Source organism: Cupriavidus sp. LA-1 (assembly GCF_055385985.1).
This window is the reverse complement of record NZ_AP031387.1, coordinates 274,754-292,747: the sequence shown is the minus strand read 5'-3', so window position 1 is coordinate 292,747 and position 17,994 is coordinate 274,754. Positions and strand designations below refer to the sequence as shown.

General features: G+C 69.4%; 21 protein-coding genes. 4 read left to right on the top strand and 17 right to left on the bottom strand.

Annotation, left to right across the window (positions count from 1 at the left end; translation table 11 throughout):
• Window positions 1-23: 23 nt before the first annotated feature.
• Genes ACZ5MJ_RS01485 through ACZ5MJ_RS01475 form a run of 3 tightly spaced genes read right to left on the bottom strand, consistent with a single transcriptional unit; the run spans window position 24 to window position 3,394 of the window.
• Window positions 24-2,147 (bottom strand): sensor histidine kinase, encoded by a 2,124-nt coding sequence (locus tag ACZ5MJ_RS01485; RefSeq protein ID WP_464221840.1) that lies wholly within the window; start codon window positions 2,145-2,147, stop codon window positions 24-26.
• Window positions 2,144-2,449, bottom strand: a complete 306-nt coding sequence (locus ACZ5MJ_RS01480; protein WP_464221838.1) for a PP0621 family protein — start codon at window positions 2,447-2,449, stop codon at window positions 2,144-2,146. The genes ACZ5MJ_RS01485 and ACZ5MJ_RS01480 overlap by 4 nt, the downstream gene beginning before the upstream one ends.
• 6 nt (window positions 2,450-2,455) lie before the next feature.
• On the bottom strand, window positions 2,456-3,394 hold the full coding sequence (locus tag ACZ5MJ_RS01475) for a cytochrome C assembly family protein (RefSeq protein WP_464221836.1): 939 nt from the start codon (window positions 3,392-3,394) through the stop codon (window positions 2,456-2,458).
• 131 nt (window positions 3,395-3,525) lie between these two features.
• Here ACZ5MJ_RS01475 and ffh point away from each other — a divergent pair, with 131 nt between their 5' ends.
• Together ffh and ACZ5MJ_RS01465 are read left to right on the top strand one after the other, a co-directional pair.
• Window positions 3,526-4,920 (top strand): signal recognition particle protein, encoded by a 1,395-nt coding sequence (gene ffh, locus ACZ5MJ_RS01470; protein ID WP_464221834.1) that lies wholly within the window; start codon window positions 3,526-3,528, stop codon window positions 4,918-4,920.
• A 54-nt stretch (window positions 4,921-4,974) separates the two neighbouring features.
• Window positions 4,975-5,517, top strand: coding sequence for a hypoxanthine-guanine phosphoribosyltransferase (locus ACZ5MJ_RS01465; RefSeq protein WP_464221833.1), 543 nt, complete (start codon window positions 4,975-4,977; stop codon window positions 5,515-5,517).
• 63 nt (window positions 5,518-5,580) lie between these two features.
• Here ACZ5MJ_RS01465 and ACZ5MJ_RS01460 read toward each other — a convergent pair whose 3' ends face one another.
• From ACZ5MJ_RS01460 to ACZ5MJ_RS01395, 14 genes are all read right to left on the bottom strand, one after another.
• Entirely contained in the window at window positions 5,581-6,204 is a 624-nt protein-coding gene (locus ACZ5MJ_RS01460; RefSeq protein ID WP_464221832.1) for a LysE family translocator, read from the bottom strand.
• 105 nt (window positions 6,205-6,309) lie between these two features.
• A complete protein-coding gene (locus ACZ5MJ_RS01455; protein WP_464221831.1) occupies window positions 6,310-6,726 on the bottom strand; it encodes a type II secretion system protein in 417 nt (138 codons plus the stop codon).
• 61 nt (window positions 6,727-6,787) lie between these two features.
• The gene (locus ACZ5MJ_RS01450) at window positions 6,788-7,180 is read right to left on the bottom strand and encodes a type II secretion system protein (RefSeq protein ID WP_464221830.1); all 393 of its coding nucleotides are present in this window, start codon (window positions 7,178-7,180) and stop codon (window positions 6,788-6,790) included.
• Window positions 7,155-7,646 (bottom strand): type II secretion system protein, encoded by a 492-nt coding sequence (locus ACZ5MJ_RS01445; RefSeq protein WP_464221829.1) that lies wholly within the window; start codon window positions 7,644-7,646, stop codon window positions 7,155-7,157. Before ACZ5MJ_RS01445 ends, ACZ5MJ_RS01450 begins: the two co-directional genes overlap by 26 nt.
• A 9-nt stretch (window positions 7,647-7,655) precedes the next feature.
• Complete coding sequence (locus ACZ5MJ_RS01440; RefSeq protein WP_464221828.1) at window positions 7,656-9,635, bottom strand: secretin N-terminal domain-containing protein; 1,980 nt, start codon at window positions 9,633-9,635, stop codon at window positions 7,656-7,658.
• Between the two features lie 5 nt (window positions 9,636-9,640).
• Window positions 9,641-10,162 (bottom strand): hypothetical protein, encoded by a 522-nt coding sequence (locus tag ACZ5MJ_RS01435; protein ID WP_464221827.1) that lies wholly within the window; start codon window positions 10,160-10,162, stop codon window positions 9,641-9,643.
• A complete protein-coding gene (locus ACZ5MJ_RS01430; RefSeq protein ID WP_464221826.1) occupies window positions 10,159-10,776 on the bottom strand; it encodes a GspMb/PilO family protein in 618 nt (205 codons plus the stop codon). Before ACZ5MJ_RS01430 ends, ACZ5MJ_RS01435 begins: the two co-directional genes overlap by 4 nt.
• Entirely contained in the window at window positions 10,773-11,375 is a 603-nt protein-coding gene (locus ACZ5MJ_RS01425; RefSeq protein ID WP_464221824.1) for a hypothetical protein, read from the bottom strand. The genes ACZ5MJ_RS01430 and ACZ5MJ_RS01425 overlap by 4 nt, the downstream gene beginning before the upstream one ends.
• Window positions 11,372-12,145, bottom strand: coding sequence for a hypothetical protein (locus ACZ5MJ_RS01420; protein WP_464221822.1), 774 nt, complete (start codon window positions 12,143-12,145; stop codon window positions 11,372-11,374). The genes ACZ5MJ_RS01425 and ACZ5MJ_RS01420 overlap by 4 nt, the downstream gene beginning before the upstream one ends.
• On the bottom strand, window positions 12,126-13,763 hold the full coding sequence (locus ACZ5MJ_RS01415) for a GspE/PulE family protein (RefSeq protein WP_464221821.1): 1,638 nt from the start codon (window positions 13,761-13,763) through the stop codon (window positions 12,126-12,128). The genes ACZ5MJ_RS01420 and ACZ5MJ_RS01415 overlap by 20 nt, the downstream gene beginning before the upstream one ends.
• Before the next feature lie 3 nt (window positions 13,764-13,766).
• A complete protein-coding gene (locus ACZ5MJ_RS01410) occupies window positions 13,767-14,948 on the bottom strand; it encodes a type II secretion system F family protein (RefSeq protein WP_464221819.1) in 1,182 nt (393 codons plus the stop codon).
• A gap of 33 nt (window positions 14,949-14,981) precedes the next feature.
• The gene (gspG, locus tag ACZ5MJ_RS01405) at window positions 14,982-15,416 is read right to left on the bottom strand and encodes a type II secretion system major pseudopilin GspG (protein ID WP_464221817.1); all 435 of its coding nucleotides are present in this window, start codon (window positions 15,414-15,416) and stop codon (window positions 14,982-14,984) included.
• Between the two features lie 107 nt (window positions 15,417-15,523).
• Window positions 15,524-15,766 carry a hypothetical protein gene (locus tag ACZ5MJ_RS01400; protein ID WP_464221816.1) on the bottom strand — a complete coding sequence of 81 codons (243 nt, stop codon included), beginning with the start codon at window positions 15,764-15,766 and terminating at the stop codon, window positions 15,524-15,526.
• Window positions 15,767-15,837: 71 nt separating this feature from the next.
• On the bottom strand, window positions 15,838-15,978 hold the full coding sequence (locus tag ACZ5MJ_RS01395) for a hypothetical protein (protein ID WP_464221814.1): 141 nt from the start codon (window positions 15,976-15,978) through the stop codon (window positions 15,838-15,840).
• 63 nt (window positions 15,979-16,041) lie between these two features.
• Here ACZ5MJ_RS01395 and ACZ5MJ_RS01390 point away from each other — a divergent pair, with 63 nt between their 5' ends.
• The gene (locus tag ACZ5MJ_RS01390) at window positions 16,042-17,361 is read left to right on the top strand and encodes a lytic polysaccharide monooxygenase (protein WP_464221812.1); all 1,320 of its coding nucleotides are present in this window, start codon (window positions 16,042-16,044) and stop codon (window positions 17,359-17,361) included.
• A gap of 96 nt (window positions 17,362-17,457) precedes the next feature.
• Window positions 17,458-17,976, top strand: coding sequence for a GbsR/MarR family transcriptional regulator (locus ACZ5MJ_RS01385; RefSeq protein WP_464221811.1), 519 nt, complete (start codon window positions 17,458-17,460; stop codon window positions 17,974-17,976).
• The last annotated feature ends 18 nt before the right edge of the window (window positions 17,977-17,994 follow it).

The window sequence follows — 17,994 nt, the reverse complement described above, 5'->3', positions numbered from 1 at the left end:
GGGTGGTGGCTGGATTGAACAGGTCAGGCGGTGGCCGTCGAAGCCGCCTCCGCGCTCTCGATGCGCAGCGTCAGCACGAACGCCTTGCCCGGCAGTGTATCGCGCGCGGCGGGGACCAGCATGCCGGTGCGCTCGAGCAGCGCGGGCAATGAGATCGTGCCGTAGCGCACCAGGGCGTCATTGGCGCCGCACAGTTCGCGCGCCATGAACAGCCCCAGCCCGGTGCCCTGGGCGTTGCTGGTGAAGAAGGGTTCGAACAGGCTGCGCTGGTGTTCGCGCGCCACCTCGGCGCCGTCGTTCCAGACGATCAGCTCGGCGTGGTGCTGGTCCAGCGCGTGCGCCAGCAGCCGGATCGAGCCCGGCAGCCGGCTGCAGTAGCGCCAGGCGTTGTCCAGCAGGTTGCCCAGCACCTGCTGCAGCTGCGAGGCGTCGAACACCACCGGCTGGGCCACGTCCACGGTCAGCCGGATGGCGTTGGCGTTGACGTCGGCCCGGCCGGCCGGGCGGGTCTCGCCGGCGCGCGGGCGGCGCGAGCGCATTTCGGCGCGCCAGCGATCGATGATCTCGGGCAGCGCCTGCGCCAGGTGCACGGTGCTGCGGCCGGTGCGCGGGCGGCGCGACATCTGCAGCACGTCTGACACCACCTGGTCCAGCCGGCGCACGTTGTCGTTGATGATGCGCAGCAGGCGGGCGTCGATATCGACGGTACCGCCCAGCTCCGACGCGCCGGGATCGAGCCGGTCGGAGTCGCCCAGCAGCTCGCTGGCCTGGCTGATCGCCGCCAGCGGGTTGCGGATCTGGTGCGCGATGCTGGCCACCAGCCGGCCCATGGCGGCCAGCTTTTCCTGCTGCACCTGCTCGGCGATGCGTTCCCAGCTTTCGATATGGACCAGCACGGTGTCGCGCATCTCGCTGCGCAAGAGCGCCTCGTCCTCCTGCGACCAGGCCATGGCCTCGTTCTGGGCGATGGCCAGGCGCAGGCGCCCGGCGGCTTCGGGCGACAGTTCGCGCCATGCGGCCGTATCCAGCGTGGCCGGCACGGTGCGGCCATGCGCCATGGTCGAGCGCAATCCGGCCAGCCCCGGCAGCACAAAGCGCAGCCGCAGGCGGGTGTGATGCATGGTGCCGTCGGCCAGCGCGGTGCCGGAGGCCATCGGCAGCAGCTGCAGGATGCGCGGCACGTCGTCCTTGCTGCGCAGCCAGTCGCGCAGCATTTCCATCAGCGGCTGCAGGCGCGGGATGCGGCGCAGGTCGAACAGCTCGGCATCGCCGCCCTGCCCGGTTGCGCCACCCGTCGTGCCATCCGTGGCGCCACTCAATCGCCGCGAGTGGAGACGCTCATGCGACTGCACGCCCAGCAGCACCACCGCCGCGGGGTTGGCGGCCACCACCGCGCCGTTGGCGCGCACCAGCATCACGCCGTCCTGCATGTCGTTGACCATCAGCCGGTTGACCATCTGCTGCAGGCGCAGCTCCTGCTCGCGCGCCAGCGCCAGGCGCTCCTGCGCCATCTGGCGGTTGGCCAGCATATACATCAGCAGCGCGGCGATCATGAACACCAGGCCGAACAGGCCCGATCCCAGCAGCCCGGCATCGGCCTGGCGCAGCAGGATGGTGTGCATGAAGGGCCCGCTCATCACCACCAGCGCGGAGAGCGCCGCGGCAAACAGCGCGAACAGCAGGCTGGTCAGCGCGCCGGCTTCCAGCGCCGGCAGCAGGAAGATCATGGCCAGGCCCTCGGCCTGCCCGCCCCGCCCCAGCACGCTGAAGACCAACGCCAGCAGGGCCAGGTCGGCCAGCACCTGCACCCGCACGCGCAGGTGGAAGCGGCGGCGCAGCAGCGTGCCGGCCAGCATGGCCAGGGCGATGCCAAGATAGGGCACGGCCACGCTCATGGCCGCCGCATGCACGATGCCGCCCAGGCCGAACGGCAAGGCAGGAATGGCGGCGCTGGTCGTCGTGGTGGCCAGTTCGCCGCGCCGCATCAGCGCAAAGCCGACCAGCAGCAGGCCCACGGCCACGCGGGTCCAGCAGAAATAGCGCAGCAGGCGCCAGTGGAAGTCAGGCGGTTCGGGCTGGCCCCACAACTGCGCCAGGGCACGCCAGGCGTTCAGCCGCTGCCAGCCCGACGACGCCGGCTCCGTCATGGGCGGGCACCGCCGCTGCCGTTGCCGTTAGCGCCCTCGGCCCGGCTTTCGTCAGGCAGATGGCTGCGGCGGCAGTAGTGCAGGCCGCGCCAGGCAATGGCCTCGCCCTGCGGCAGGTGCACGCCGCAGTGGGCGCACTGGACCATGGGTTCGGCAGCGTCGTCGGCCGGGCCGGCGGCGGGGCGTTGGCCGGCGTTGCGGGCCTGGCGTGCGCGCTGTTCAGCCAGCCGGGCCTCGGCGCGGGCGCGCAGCCACCAGAAGACGCCCAGCACCACGGCCAGCAGGATCAGGATACGTGCCATGGGGACTCAGACGCGGTGCAGGACGACTTCAATCACGAAACGGCTGCCGACATAGGCCAGCAGCAGGATGCCGAACGAGGCGATGACCCAGCGCAGCGCCACCTTGCCGCGCCAGCCGCGGTAGATGCGCCCGGCCAGGATGCCGCCGAACATGGCCCACGAGATCAGCGCGAACACCGTCTTGTGGTCCAGCCGGAAGGCGCGGCCGAAGAGTTCTTCAGAAAACAGCAAACCCGAGCCGATGGTCAGCGTCAGCAGCACAAAGCCGGCGCCGATCAGCCGGAACAGCAGCTTCTCCAGCGTCAGCAGCGGCGGCAGCAGGTCCAGCCAGCGCCCCAGCCACTCGCTCGGCTGCTGGTCCGCCGGGCGCGCCGGCGCGTGCCGGAAGCCATGCAGGCGCCGTTCGGCCAAGAGCATCAGGAAGGCGTGGAAGGCCGCCAGCGTGAACAGCCCGTAGGCCACGTTGGCGATGATGAAATGCAGCTTGAACAGCGGCCGCGCCGCGTAGCCCAGGATCTGCGAGCCGGGGAAGGCCAGCGGCATCAGGCTGGCCACCAGCGCCACCGGGATCACGATCAGGCCCAGGCCCGCCAGCGAGAAGAAGAAGCTTTCTATCCAGTAGATGCCCACGCCCAGCCACAGCATCGCGGACAGCGCAAAGGCAAAGCCGAACATCATGCGCTCGGCCGGGAAGATGGTTTCATGCAGCAGCAGGCCGTGGCTGGCCAGCGCCGCCAGCATCAGCACGTGCCACCAGGCCGGGCGCCCTTCGCCGTGCGCGCCGCCGGCCGGAGGGTTGGGACCGCCGCCGGCCACCAGCACGGCCGATGCCGATCCGCCAGCCTGGCCGGCAGTGGCCGCAACACGCGGATGGCGCGTGGCCCAGCCATGGAAGGCCAGGCCGCAATAGAGAAGTGCCGTCAGGGCATACAGTACAATGACCATTTACGCAGTTTACCTTAGTGCCCACGGACGGTGGCGGCCGGTGTAACCGGTGTTCCAGGTCCGCCCCGTGTGCCGGACTGCCTCCGATTTCAGCCCCGAGCCCTGCTCAGACTTCTCCCCCGATTCCTGCCATGCTGGACAATCTCACTCAACGCCTGGCGCGTGTGGTCAAGACCATGCGCGGCGAGGCGCGCCTGACCGAGGCCAACACCGCCGAGATGCTGCGCGAAGTGCGCCTTGCCATGCTCGAAGCCGACGTGGCGCTGCCGGTCGTGCGCGAATTCGTTGCCCGCGTGAAGGAAAAGGCCATGGGCGAGGAGGTTGTCAGCAGCCTCACCCCGGGCCAGGCCCTGGTCGGCGTGGTCCAGCGCGAGCTGACCGCCGTGATCGGCGGCACCGACGCGGCCAGCGGCAACAACAAGGAAGCCGAGCTGAACCTGGCCGTGCAGCCGCCCGCCATCATCCTGATGGCCGGCCTGCAGGGTGCCGGCAAGACCACCACCGTGGGCAAGCTGGCCAAGTGGCTCAAGGAGAACAAAAAGAAGAAGGTGCTGACGGTCTCGTGCGACGTCTACCGCCCCGCCGCCATCGCCCAGCTCAAGACGGTTTCCGAGCAGGTCGGCGCTGACTTCTTCCCGTCGCAGCCGGACCAGAAGCCCGCGGACATCGCCCGCGCGGCGGTGGACTGGGCGCGCAAGCACTACCACGACGTGCTGATCGTCGACACGGCCGGCCGGCTGGGTATCGACGAGTTGATGATGCAGGAAATCGCCGCCCTGCACGCCGAGCTGAAGCCCGCCGAAACCCTGTTCGTGGTCGACGCCATGCTGGGCCAGGACGCGGTCAACACCGCCAAGGCCTTCAACGACACCCTGCCGCTGACCGGCGTGGTGCTGACCAAGCTGGACGGCGATGCGCGCGGCGGCGCGGCACTGTCGGTGCGCCATATCACCGGCCGCCCGATCAAGTTCGTCGGCGTCGGCGAGAAGCTGGACGGCCTGGAGCCCTTCTACCCCGACCGCATGGCCCAGCGCATCCTGGGCATGGGCGACATCCTCGCGCTGGTCGAGGAAGCCCAGCGCGGCGTGGACATGGAAGCGGCCGAGAAGCTGGCCAAGAAGATCAAGAAGACCGGCGACTTCGACCTGGAAGACTTCAAGGCCCAGATCGGCCAGATGAAGAAGATGGGCGGCCTGGGCAGCCTGGTCGACAAGCTGCCGGCGCAGTTCGCCCAGCAGGCGCAGGGCGCCAACATGGACCAGGCCGAGAAGCAGGTGGCCCGCATGGAAGGCATCATCAACAGCATGACGCCGGCCGAGCGCGCCAAGCCCGACCTGATCAAGGCCAGCCGCAAGCGCCGCATTGCCGCGGGCGCCGGCGTGCACGTGCAGGAAGTGAACCGCCTGCTCAACCAGTTCGACCAGATGCAGTCCATGATGAAAAAGCTCAAGGGCGGCGGCATGATGAAGATGATGCGCCAGATGGGCGCCATGAAGGGCGGCATGAAGGGCCTCTTCAACCGCTAGCATCCGTCGCCGCAACACGAACTGCCTCCCCCGCAAAAGAACAGGAAAGACATCATGATGAGCGCCGTACAGGCCCGCGAGCTGTGGGCCAACTCCGAAGAAATCGTCTCCGCCGCGGAAGTCCAGGCCTCACTGGACCGCATGGCGACGGAAATCACCGCCAAGATGGGCGATGCCTTCCCGCTGGTGCTGTCCGTGATGGGCGGCGCGGTGGTCTTCACCGGCATGCTGCTGCCCAAGCTGGCGTTCCCGCTGGAGTTCGACTACATCCACCTCTCGCGCTACAACAACAAGACCGTGGGCGGCGAGATGCAGTGGCGCGTGGCCCCGCGCGAATCGGTCAAGGACCGCGTGGTGCTGGTGCTGGACGACATCCTGGATGAAGGCGAGACCATGGCCGCCATCCGCGAGCGCATCATGGACATGGGCGCCAGGGAATTCCACGCCGCGGTGCTGTGCGAGAAGACGCTGACCAAGACCAAGCCCATGCACCCGGACTTCTGCGGCTTTGCCGTGCCGGACCGCTATGTCTTTGGCTGCGGCATGGATGCCAAGGGCTACTGGCGCAACCTGGACTCGATCCGCGCGATGGTTTGAATTTGGTGGACTGATGGTTTGCTCCCCTCTCCCGCTTTCGGGACAGGGGAGCAAACCCATCGGTTACGCCTGGTGCGGCGCCAAAATCGGCCACAGCGAGGCCAGCAGCAGCACGGCCATGCCGATATTGAAGGCGCGCAGCACCTTCGGGCGCGCCAGCCAGCGCCGCAGCGCCGAGCCGCACAAGGCCCACATCGCCACGCTGGGCAGGTTGACCACCCCGAAGATCCCCGCCAGCAGCAGCACGTTGAGCCACAGGTTGCCGTGCAGTACATAGGTGCTGCACGCGCCCACCGCCATCACCCACGCCTTGGGATTGACCCACTGGAACGCCGCCGCGGCCCAGAAGCCCATCGGCCGCTTCACCTGCTGGTCCTGCACGCCGCCGGCGGTGGCCAGCTTCCATGCCAGCCACACCAGGTAGACCGTCGCCACCACGCGCAACACCTGCCAGGTCCACGGAAAGGCGTGGAACAGCGATCCCAGCCCCAGCCCGACCAATCCCACCATCAGCGCAAAGCCAATGCTCACACCGAGCAGGTGCGGCAACGTGCGCACGAAGCCGAAGTTCACGCCCGAGGCAAGCAGCATCGTATTGTTGGGACCGGGGGTGATCGACGACACCAGCGCAAAGCCGGCAAACGCGGCAAAGACACCGGTTCCGGCGGCGAGTTGGGACACTTCCATGACTGACTCCAGGGGCGTTCAGGCCTATTCAGGGAAATCAGTCTACGGTCAGTCAGCGGTACAGTACCGGTACAATTTTTCAAAAATAGGCCGATACAGGGACTGTCAGTTTCCCTCCGGCTTGTGGACGAAAATCCACGCCTGATAGCTGCCCTTGCCGGCAAACGCGGCGTTGGCCGGCGCAAACCCGGCCACGCGCAATGGCACGCCGGGGGCCTGGCTGTAGACGCCGACAATGCCGTTGTCCGGACCGGGAACGATGCCCCACTCGGCGCCTGGCGGCAGCGGGTCACGCCAGGCCCGGCGCAGGTAGCGCGCGACCACGGGCTGGCGCGGGTCGAGCACCAGGTCATCGAGACGTTTGGGGTATTGCCCGGCCGGGCTGGCGTCGTAGTACCTGCCGATCGCCCTGCGGATCTCGTTGCCGTGCGCCAGCAGGTCGGCTTCACGCGCGCGCCGCTCCTGCGTGGCCCACAGCAGGCCGAACTGGCCCAGCATCACGCCAAGGATGGCCAGCGCCACCAGTGCGCCAATATAGACAGAACCCGAGACAGAACCCGGGACAGACCCGCGGCCGCGCCGGTCACCAGCTCGCATAGTCAGTCCCGTCACGCGCCTTGCCCGGCGCGCCGCTGTGGACATCGGCAATGCCGCCCTTGGGCGAGCGCTCGAACACCCAGCTGTCGCGCCGGTTGGTGACCGGGTCCAGCGGCAGCTCGCGCAGGTAGCGGCGCTGTACCAGCTCGTCCAGCGATGCCGGCGACTTGCCGCGGTCGTCGCGGTAGTCGTCCAGCGCCCGGCGCAGCGTCACCAGGTTGTGGCGCAGCACGGTCTCGCGGGCCTTGTCCTGCTGGCGGAAGTACTGCGGCATGGCCAGCGACAGCAGCGTGGCGATGATGGCCAGCACCACCAGCAGTTCGATCAGCGTGAAACCGCGGCGGCGCATGCGGTCACCACCGGTCGTAGTGCGAGCCATCGAGCGCCTCGCCGGTATTGCGCGACATCACGTCGTACACGTCGTCGCCCTCGCGCGGCGCGTCTGGCGGGCTCTGGTAGCTGCGCAGGCGCCAGTGGCGCGCGGCGGGCTCGCCGGGGCAGCCGCACAGCGGGTCGCGCGGCAGGCGGCGCAGGAAGTACAGGCGGCGCTCGCCGGCGGGATCGGTGGCATCGGGCACGCCCTCGGCCAGCGCCTCCAGCGACGGCGGGTAACCACTGTCGCCGACCTTGCGCTGGATCTTGCCGGCGTCGGCCGCGTCCTTGTAATCGTCGATGGCCTTGCGCAGCTCGCGCAGCGCGCGGCGCAGCTCGGTCTCCTGCGCCCGGCGCGCGGTCAGTTCCGCCAGCGGCAGCGCCACCGAGGCCAGCAGTGCCATCAGTGCCAGCGTGACCATCAGTTCGATCAGCGTGAAGCCGCGCGCGGCGCGGGTAAGGTCGGTACGCACGGCGATGGCCTAGCGCGGGGCGGCCGGCGGCTCGCCCAGCCTGCCGGGCGACGGCGCTGTGATCGATGGCGGCGGCGCGGCGGGCACCGCGGGGGCTGGCGCGGCGGGCTGCGGGACATGCTCCACCGGCACTTGCACCACCGGCGACACCGCCTGCGGCGTGGCCGGCGGCGGCAAGACACCACTGGCACCCGTCCCCGCCGGGTCCGGCGTCACGCTGACCCGCACGCCTTCCGAGCCCACCAGCGCCAGCGGCTGGATGCCGGGCCGCGCCTCGGTGCCGCTGGCGAAGGTGCTGACCTGGAACGCGGGCAGGTCCAGGCTGCGCTCGATATGCGGCGTGATCAGCAGCACGATTTCGGTCTGTTCCTGCTTGTCCTGCCGCGTGCCGAAGATGCGGTCGAGCACCGGAATGCGGCTTACCCCCGGCAAGCCTTCGCCGGCCTTGATGTCGGCGCGGCGGATCAGGCCGGCCAGCACCTGGGTCTCGTTGTTGCGCGCGGTCAGCGTGGTCTTGGCGCTGCGCGTGCCGAGCACATAGGTGATCAGCCCGGTGCGCGTCACGGTCTCGCTGATGATGTTGCTGACGTCCATCGCCAGCCGGATGCCGATCTCGTTGCTCAGGCTGATATTGGGCTCCACATCCAGCTTGAGCCCCACGTCCTGGTACTGCACCGACTCGGTCACCACGCCGTTGGCGTTGGTGGTGGTCACCACCGGCACGCGCTCGCCGATGCTGATGGTGGCCTTCTCCCGGTTCCTGACGCGGATCTTTGGGTTGGCCAGCGTCTGCGTATTGCCACTACGCTGCAGCAGATTGAGCGTGACCTGCGGGCTGCCGGCATCGAGCAGGATGTTGTCGGCGTTGATATTGCGCAGCGCGCTCACTGCGACGCCGGCCCCGCCCGGATTGACCGCCTCGGACAATGTGCCGGTGATCTTGCCGGGGTAGCCGATGCCCAGGTTGAGCAGGTCGTTGCGCGCCACCTCCAGCACCTGCACGTCCAGCGTGACCTCGGACTGCGGCAGGTCCAGCGCCTGGATCAGCCGCTCGATCGCCTGCAGCGTCTCGACGCTGTCGCGCACCACCACGCCGTTCAGGCGGTCGTCGACCAGGATCTCCCTGGGCCGGAACAGCTGCTTGATCTGCGCCACCGCCTGCCTGGGGTCGCTGTGGCTGAGGAAGAAGGTGCGCACCGCCAGCGATCGGTAGTCGCGCTCCTTGTCGGGGCGGGACGGGTAGATCAGGAGGGTGTCGGCGTTCAGGGTCTGCTTCTGCAGGTTGGCGGTGGCCAGCAGCAGGTTGATGGCGTCCTCGGCCGTGGTGGTGCTGGCCGAGATGCTGGCGCGCGCATTGGGGTTGATGTCCTTGTCCAGCACGATGCTGATGCCGGCGATGCGCGCGATCAGGTCGAAGATGGCGGTCAGGCTCTGCTCGCGGAAGTTCAGCGCGACCGGCCTGCGCAGCGCGGCGCCGAGCTTCGGGCTGAGCGCGTCGACGCTGGCCAGCCGCTGCATCAGCGCTTCGCGCAGTTCCTGCGCCTCGCGCAGGTTGGGCAACTGGTCCAGCACCTGCTGCACGCGGCGCAGCGCGGCCTGCGGATCGGTGCGCTGCAGTGCGCGTGCCTCGTCCAGTTGCGGACGCAGGCGCCGGATCACCTGGATGCGGTGGATCTCCTGCTGCGCGCCGAGGTTGGCCGGGTCGTAGGCCAGCACCTCGCGCAGCGCGGCAATGGCGGCCTCGTCGTCGCCGCGTTCCAGCGCGGCATCGGCCTCGCGCACGGACTCGCGCACCAGTGTTTCCACGCGCCGGTAGTAGGCATTGCGCAGGCCGATATCGTCCGGGTTGCGGCGCATCTGTTCGCGCAGGACTTCGACCGACTCGGCGTACTGCCCCTCACTCGCATAGCCTTCGCTCTCGCGGATTGCACCGGCGGTGCCGCAGCCGGCCAGCACAACTGCCATCACCAGGCTGATTGTGCGCGGCATGGCCATCACTGCCCTCCCACCGCCGGGCGCGGCGTGACCGGCACCACCGACACATGCCGCATCGGCAGGTAGGTCAGCGTGACGCCGCTCTGCGCGATCCGGTCGATGCGGTACTCGCGCTCCAGCACCGCGCCCACGCCGTGGTGGCCCGGCACGCCGCAGCGCTCGCACAACAGGTAGGTATTGCCGAAGGCCTGCAGCGCGATCACCGGCGGCTGGCCCTGGTAGCGCCACATCGCCGACACCTGGAACGGCATCGGCGGCGGGCCGGGGCGCGACTTCGGGACTGGAATCGCCACCGGGTCCGCCGCCGGCGCGGGGAGCGGCGCCCAGCTGAACGCAGGGAACAGGTTGGGCGGCGTGGGTCCTGCCGCCGGATCCGGCGCGCGGGTCATGGCAGGCAGGTCCGCAATCGCCAAGTTCCCCACCATGCCGGCATCGATGATGCGAGCAACGTCTTCCAGCCGCGCGGCCTGCGCCGCCGGCCACGGCAGCGCGGCCAGTGCCAGCGCGAACGTGCGCCTCACTCCGACACCCCCGGCAGGCTGAAGCGCAGCCGCATACTGATGCTGGCCTCACCGACCGCGCGGCGCTGCAGCGTGACGGCCTCGATCATCAGGCCGGGCTCTTGCGACAGGTCCTGCAGCATGCGCCGCAGCGCCGGGTACTCCCCGGCCAGCGGCAGCTCCACGGTCAGCCGCTGCAGCCGTTCCGGCCCCAGCACGGCAAGCCGGTACGAGGCTTCGCGCACCGGGAAGCCCTGCGCCGCCATCAGCTTAAAGGCTTGTTCCAGCCGGCTGCCGAGGCGGCTTGCAGCGGGCAGGTCACGCCGGTCGGGCGCGGCCGGATCGCCCACGTCGCCGTGCGGATGGCGCGCCGCGGGCAGCACCGCGATGGCGCTGCGCGCCTGCGCCTCCTCCTCGGCGACCGCGTTGCGGCCTGGCGTGATGTAGAGCGCTTGCATGGCCAGCGCGGCAAGCGCCACCGCCAGCGCGCTCAGTCCCGGCCGGCCCAGTGCGCGTGCGGCCAGCGCAGCCTGCCAGCGCAGGCGCGGGCCGAGGTCGGGTGGAAGCTCGCCGGGCAGCCTGCGCAGCGGCATGCCGCGCAGCCAGGCGATGACAGAGGCGGCGTCCCACTTCATTGGCGCACCAGCGAAACGCGCAGCGTTATCGTCAACGGCTGCTGCGGGTCGTTTGCCTTGATGGCGCTCCGGGTCAGCGTGGCGTCCACGCCTGGCGCTGCCTGCAGCGCTTCCAGGTAGCGGAAGGCCGACGTCATGTCGCGCGCCTCCAGTTCGATACTGGCCGCGCGTTCGGCTGCCTGGATATCGACCATGGTCAGGGCCGTGTCCGCTGTCAGCGCCGCGCCGATCGCATCGGCCAGCACCAGCGCATCGCCATGCAACGCGGCGAACGCCGCCAGCTGTCGCTTCTGTTCGGGCAGCCGCAGCATGCGCCCCTTGAGCTGGCGCGCCTGCTGCCCGGCCAGCCGGGTCAGGCGCCGCTGCACCGCCTGCGCCTGCCGTGCCTCCGCTTCCATCGCCAGCCAGTCCTGCCATGCCGTCCCCGCCGCCACTGCTGCCCCCAGCCACGCCGCCGCCACCATGGGCGCCTGCCACTGCCGCCGCCGGGCGAAGTCGAGCGGCGGCCGTCGGCGCCGGTGCAGCGCCGCCCTCCCCCACGCGCTGGCCGCCGCGATGCCACGGCGCAGCCGCAGCATCAGTTTGCGCAGGCTGCTCATGCCCATACCGGCTCCCGTAAACCGCGGTCCCTGCCCCATGGCTGCATGATGCCGAGCCACTGGCCCGCACCCACATCGCCATCGGCCGGCGCCAGCGCGGGGTCGGTTGCGGTCACCAGCGCCGGAGGCGGTGCCTCGCCCAGCAACGCCTCCGCCGCGGCCAGGCGCTGGCGGATGCCCGTGCCGGGCGCACAGTGCAGGCTGGCCACAGCGGTCCACTGCCCGTCGCGGCGATGGATGCAAGTCAACGCCTGCGGTTCGTTGAGCGCGAAGGCACAGTCAGATCGCAGTCGGCCAGAGAACTGTGCCAGTGCGACCAACAGCAGCGGCTGGCACCGCACCATGCGCAAGCCAACGTCGCGCAACTGTTCGCGCAGGCCTTGCAGCAGTCCCGCTTCGACGGCGACGGCCAGCCGCGTCGCCCCGTAAGGCGTGTCGGCCACGGCGATGCAGCGCTCGCCGCCCGCGCCTTCGAGCCATTCGTCGAACAAGGCCTGCGCCAGCGCCTCGCAATCCGCCGGATGCCGGAACGCCTGCCACGGCAGCACCGCGTATTGCGCATGGGGGAAGCCCAGCCAGACTGCAATCCGGTCGAACCGGCGCAGGCGCCCGCGCGGCATGTCCGCCAGTGCGGCAGCAAACGCCTGCGGCCAGTCGCCAGGCGCATGGCCTTGCTGCAAGGGCATGGCAAGGGGGCCGATGCCGCGCGCGGCCCAATGCACGCCGGCCGCATCCAGGCGCGCCACCAGTTCAACCGAGAGGAAGGACACGGAGGATCTCCTGCAATGTGGTCAGCCCGCTGGCGGCGCTCTCCAGTGCAATCTCTCGCACATCGACATGGCCGGCGCGCCGCGCGGTCTCGCGCAGCGCCGCGGCCGACTCGCGCCGCAGCAGCGCGTCCTTGAGCGCATCGTCGATGCGCAGCACCTCGGCCAGCGCCAGCCGGCCATGGAAGCCGGTGCCGCGGCAGGCTTCGCAGCCGTCGCCCTGGCGGAAGTGCCCGGCGCGCACCTGCTCCGGCGTCAGGCGCGCCCTGGCTGCCAGCCAGGGCGCGGGCCGGTGGTCGCGCGCGCAGTGCTCGCACACGCGCCGCACCAGCCGCTGCGCCACCACGCCCTGCAGCGCCTCGACAAAGCTGGCCGGCTCGACGCCCATGTACAGGAAGCGTTCGAGCACGCTGAAGGCGGTGTTGGCGTGCACCGACGACATCACCAGGTGCCCCGTCAGCGCCGCCTGCACCGCGATCGCCGCGGTCTCGCCGTCGCGGATCTCGCCGACCAGCACGGTGTCGGGGTCGTGGCGCAGGATCGAGCGCAGGCCGCGGGCGAAGGTCAGGCCCTTCTTCTCGTTGACCGGGATCTGCAGCACGCCGGCCAGTTCGTATTCGACCGGGTCTTCGATGGTGATGATCTTGTGCTCGCCGGTGTTGGTCTCGGACAGCGCCGCGTAGAGCGTGGTCGACTTGCCGCTGCCGGTGGGGCCGGTGACCAGCACCATGCCGTAGGGCACGCTGGCCAGCGAGCGGATGCGGGCGATCGATCCGGGCGTCAGGCCAAGCGCATCCAGTGTCAGCGCGCTGCCACGCTGGGACTTGTCCAGCACGCGCAGCACCGCGTCCTCGCCGTGGATGCTGGGCATGACCGAGACGCGGAAATCCACGTCGCGGCCCTGCAACTGCGCCTGGAAGCGGCCGTCCTGCGGCACACGCCGCTCGCCGATGTCCAGCCCCGACAGCACCTTGATGCGCGACAGCACCTGCGCTGCGGTATCGGCGCCCGCGGCACGCCCGGACTGCTGCAGCACGCCGTCGATGCGGTACCTGACCACCAGCGCATCGGGCACGCTTTCGACGTGGATGTCGGAGGCGCGGCTGTGCAAGGCATCGAACAGCATCGAGTTGACCAGCCGCACGATCGGGCTTTCGTCGCGGGCAATGCTGGTCAGCGAAATCTCGTGGATGCCGTCGGCACTGCGCTCGTCCTGCCCGGCCAGGTCGAGGCTTTCCATCGCGCGCTCGCCGCGCTCGGCCTGGCGCAGCGCCGCCTGCACCGCGCCCGGCAGGCTCATCGCGCCGAACGCGCGGCGCAGCACGGGATGCGCCTGGTACCAGTGGCGCAGCGCCAGCGAACAGGGATCGGCCAGCACCACGTAGTCGGCACCGTCCACGCGCACGGGCAGCACCCCGCGCGCCAGCGCATCGGGCAGCGGCAACGCGTCGAAATGCCAGTTGCCCTCCAGCTGCTGCGGGGCCAGCGGCACCAGCCCCAGCAACGCGGCCACCTCCGGCAGGTGCTGCGGCGACCCGGCCAGCAGTTCGACCAGGTAGGCCGACAGGGTCTGCTGGCGCAGGCGCGCCGCGTCGCGCCAGGTGTCTTCGAGGACTTGCATCGCCTACTCCTGGATGGCCCCGGCCAGTTCGAAGATCGGCATGTAGAGCAGGAACACCACCAGGCCGATCAGCCCGCCCACCACCAGCATCAGCACCGGGCCGAAGACCTTGCTGAAGACCTCGATGGCGCGCTCCAGCGCCTCGTCGTGGAACAGCGCGATGCGTTCGCACATGGCCGCGATCTCGCCGCTCTGCTCACCCACGCGCAGCAGGCGCTCGGCCACCGGCGTGGCGAGACGGTGCGCGGTGAGGGTGGCGGCCAGCGGCTGGCCGGCGCGCACCCCAGCCAGCGCGCGCGCCACGTCGGGCCGGTAGTCGGCCGGCAGCAGGCCGCCGGCCAGCTCGATCGCCTCGACCACGGTCATGCCGCCCGACAGCAGCATGCCGATGGTGCGATAGAAGCGCGCCAGCACGAACAGCACGCGCTGCGCGCGCAGCGCGGGAATGCGCCATAGCAGGCCGGATACTGCGCCCCTGACCGTCGCGGTGCGCCATGCCAGCACCAGCGCCGCCACCGCCGCCGCCATGCCCGCCGCGATCGCCATGCCGCGCGCTTCGACCTGCGCGCCCCACCACACCATGAAGCGGGCCCCCGCCGGCAGGCTGGCGACCGAATCGAACACGGCGGCAAAGCGCGGCACCACGAAGAACAGCATGAACAGCAGGATCAGCGCGCCCACGCCGACCACCACGGCCGGGTACATCAGCGCGCCGCGCACGCGCGCGCGGATGGTGTCGAGCTGCGCCTCATACAGGCGGTAGCGGCGCAGGGCCAGCGCCAGTTGGCCGGAATGCTCGGATGAGGCGGCCGTGGCCACCAGCAGCGGCGGGAACACGTCGGGCTGGCGCGCCATCGCGCCGGACAGCGGCATGCCCTGGTACATCGCCTGCAGCAACTGCGCGAGCACCTGCCGCGTGGTGCCGGTGCCCTTGTCGCGCAGCGCTTCCATGGCCTCGACCAGCACCAGCCCGGCATCGAGCAGCACGCCCAGTTCCTGGATGAAGATGCCCAGCGCGAAGCGCGGCCTGCGCGCGGGCAGGCGCAAGCGCCGCGTGGCTTTCAGCGACAGGACCCGCAGGCCTTCGTCCTGCAGCCGCCGGCGCGCTTCGTCCAGGGCCGGGGCCTGCAGGCGCCGTGCTTCGATGCGGCCGTCGCGCAGCACGCGCGCCTCGAACTCGTTCACGGTGCGCCCTCCCCCGATGGCGCCCGGCCGGGGCTAGAAGCCATAGACCAGGTCTTTGTCGTCGCCGCTGCCGCCCGGCTTGCCGTCCTTGCCCAGCGAGATGATCTCGACCTCGCTGCCGGCACCCGGGTTTTTCCACAGATAGGCATGGCCCCAGGGATCGGGCGGCAGGCCCTTGGCCAGGTAGGGGCCGTCCCAGCGCGGATCGTTCCCCTTCTGCACCAGCGCATTGAGCCCTTCCTGCTCGCTCGGGTAATGGCCGGTGTCCAGCCGGTACTGGGTCACGGCATCGGCCAGGGTCTTCATCTGCGCCTTGGCGGACTTGACCCGGGCCTTGTCCACCTGCGAGAACAGCCGCGGCCCGACATAGCCGGCCAGCAGCGCGATGATCAGCAGCACCACCAGCAGCTCAAGCAACGTGAACCCTGCCGGCGCCATACCCACGGTCTGGCGGACCCTACGGAACATGCCTGCGCAATCGATGTGCGGAGACCACTTCGGCGCCATGGCACCCCTCGAATTGAATTACCGCTGCGTGCGGAGGTGAGGAAATTCTAGTCAGCAAAATGCGTGATTCAAGATAAAAATCTTGAGTTGCCGAAGTACAAGAAATATAACAATCCTGACTTAATACCAGAAACAACATCCAATCCGCTCCGCCCACATCCAGTCTTCTGATTTTTAAAGCCTCTACATATTTCACGCGAATTCTTTCCGGTGCCACGGAAGGGAGAGGCGCTTTCGACGATCGGCAGCAACGCCATATCCAGCGCGAGTTTGACAAAAATTTTGATGGCATGACGCAGAAATTTGAACACGCATCCAATTGCATAGCTGGTTTCGCAATCCCGGAACGAAGGCATAGGCCATCCGTTTTATTTCCGTAATTTCAGAAAATAGTGAAAGCGTAAAACCATGAAAATTCGAGTAGCATTGCGGTCAAATTTCCAATGGCATCCGCCATAAATACAGACGCAGGATCTTGTAAAGGGCCAGGACCCGGCTGATGCCGGCGCTGGCCGATCTGCATGCGCCATCGCCAGCGTGGACCCGGCACTGCCCGGAAACGATGGCCGTCACCGGAGATAAGACAATGAAGATCAAGCAGACCGTTTTCCCAGCCGTCCTGCTGCTCGGCAGCGGACTTCTGGCCTCGCCCGCGCGGGCGCACGGCGTGGTGGAGTTCCCGATCGCGCGCCAGCTCAAGTGCTTCCAGGACGGCGGCTACTGGTGGCCGGCGGATGGCTCCGGCGTGCCCAACGCCGCCTGCCGCGAGGCCTTCCGGCGCAGCGGCGCCTACCCTTTCCAGCAATGGAACGAGATCACCGGCTTCCCCGAGGACTACAACAGCCAGGCCTCGGTCGAACGGGCCATCAAGGACGGCACGCTGTGCAGCGGGGGCGATCCCAAGAAGGCGGGGCTCGACGTGCGCTCGACGCAGTGGCACAAGACCCCGATCAAGCCCGACAAGGGCAAGATCCGCGTGATGTTCTACGCCACGGCGGCGCATAACCCGTCGTTCGTGCGCATCTACCTGACCAGGGCATCGTATGTCTATGGCGAGCCGCTGCGCTGGGCGGACCTGGAGCAGATCTACGCCGGCGCGGCGCCCGCGCCGCAGACCATCGGCGGCAAGCGCTACTATGTCTACGACGTGCCGATCCCGGCCGGGCGCACCGGCAACGCCGTGATGTACCTGCGCTGGCAGCGGCAGGACGCGGGGCGCGAAGGGTTCTACAACTGCAGCGACGTCACCATCGAGAGCGCCGCGGGCGTGCCCACCGACGGCTTCGCCTGGTTCGATGGCGGCTTCTTCGTCAGGCAGGGCTTTGAGCCGGTGCCCGGCGACCAGGTGCGCTTTCGCGTGCTGGGCAGCGATGCCGGCGGCAAGGAACGCGTGGACGAGCGCCTGCCCATCACCCCGCAGAACGCGCCGCAATCCGCATGGGGTCCGCAACTGGCCAACCTGCTCAACGGCAAGTACAGCGCGCTGCTGCGCATTGGCGAGCGCCAGGGCAACCACGTGGCGTTCAACACGGCCAACCTGCAGGCCAACGTGATCTGGCTGAAGAACGAGAAGGACTCGGCGCAGCTGTCGATCCTGTCGCCGGATGCGCCCACGCCGGCGCCAGCGCCGGCGCCGCCCGCCCCATCTCCTGCTCCGGCTCCTGCCCCGGCTCCCGCACCCACTCCCGCGCCAGCCCCGGCACCTGGCCAGTATCCGAAATGGCCCGCAGGCATCGGCAGCTACAAGCCTGGCGTCAGCATCGTGGTCGGCGTGGACGGCAAGCTGTGGCGCTGCCGGCCGGCGCCATTCGGCGGCTGGTGCAACATCAATCATCCGGCCTACACGCCGGGCGGGCCGCAGGTGCCCAAGGAGGTAGATGCGCAAGCCTGGATGCCCGCGCAGTAGCAGCACGGGCCGGCGTGGCGGGCCCAAGCCCGCCACGCGTCGTCCCGCCGAAAACACGGCCGCCGGTGCGGCCGCGAAGCGACCCAAGACCACACCATGCACCTGACACCGCTTGCCCAACTGCTGATTGCCCACCTTGGCGACCTGGGCAGCCAGTGCGGCCTGTCCCGCACCGCCAGCCAGATCCTGAGCCTGCTCTATATCGCGCCGCGGGCGCTGAACGCCGACGAGATCGCGCAGGCGCTGAGCCGCTCGCGCTCCAATATCAGCGTGGGATTGAGGGAACTGGATTCCTGGAACCTGACCCGCCCCTGTCAGGCCGACGTGCCGCGCGACCGGCGCGAATACCTGCGCGTGCCCGCCGACGTGTGGGTCAGCTTCCGCACGCTGGCCGCCGAACGCAAGCGCCGCGAGATCGACCCGGCGCTGCGGGCACTGCGCGCGCTGCGCCAGGAAGCCGACGTGGCCCAGGACGATCCCCAGTTGCTGGCGCGCATCGATGCGCTGGTGGAACTGCTGGCGCTGCTCGGCAACTGGCTGCACGGCATGCAGCGGCTGGACGACGAGGCGCTGCGGCGCACGCTGCGCCACGGCGCCGCGCAGGAACCGTATTGAGCCTCAGGCGCCGCCGGA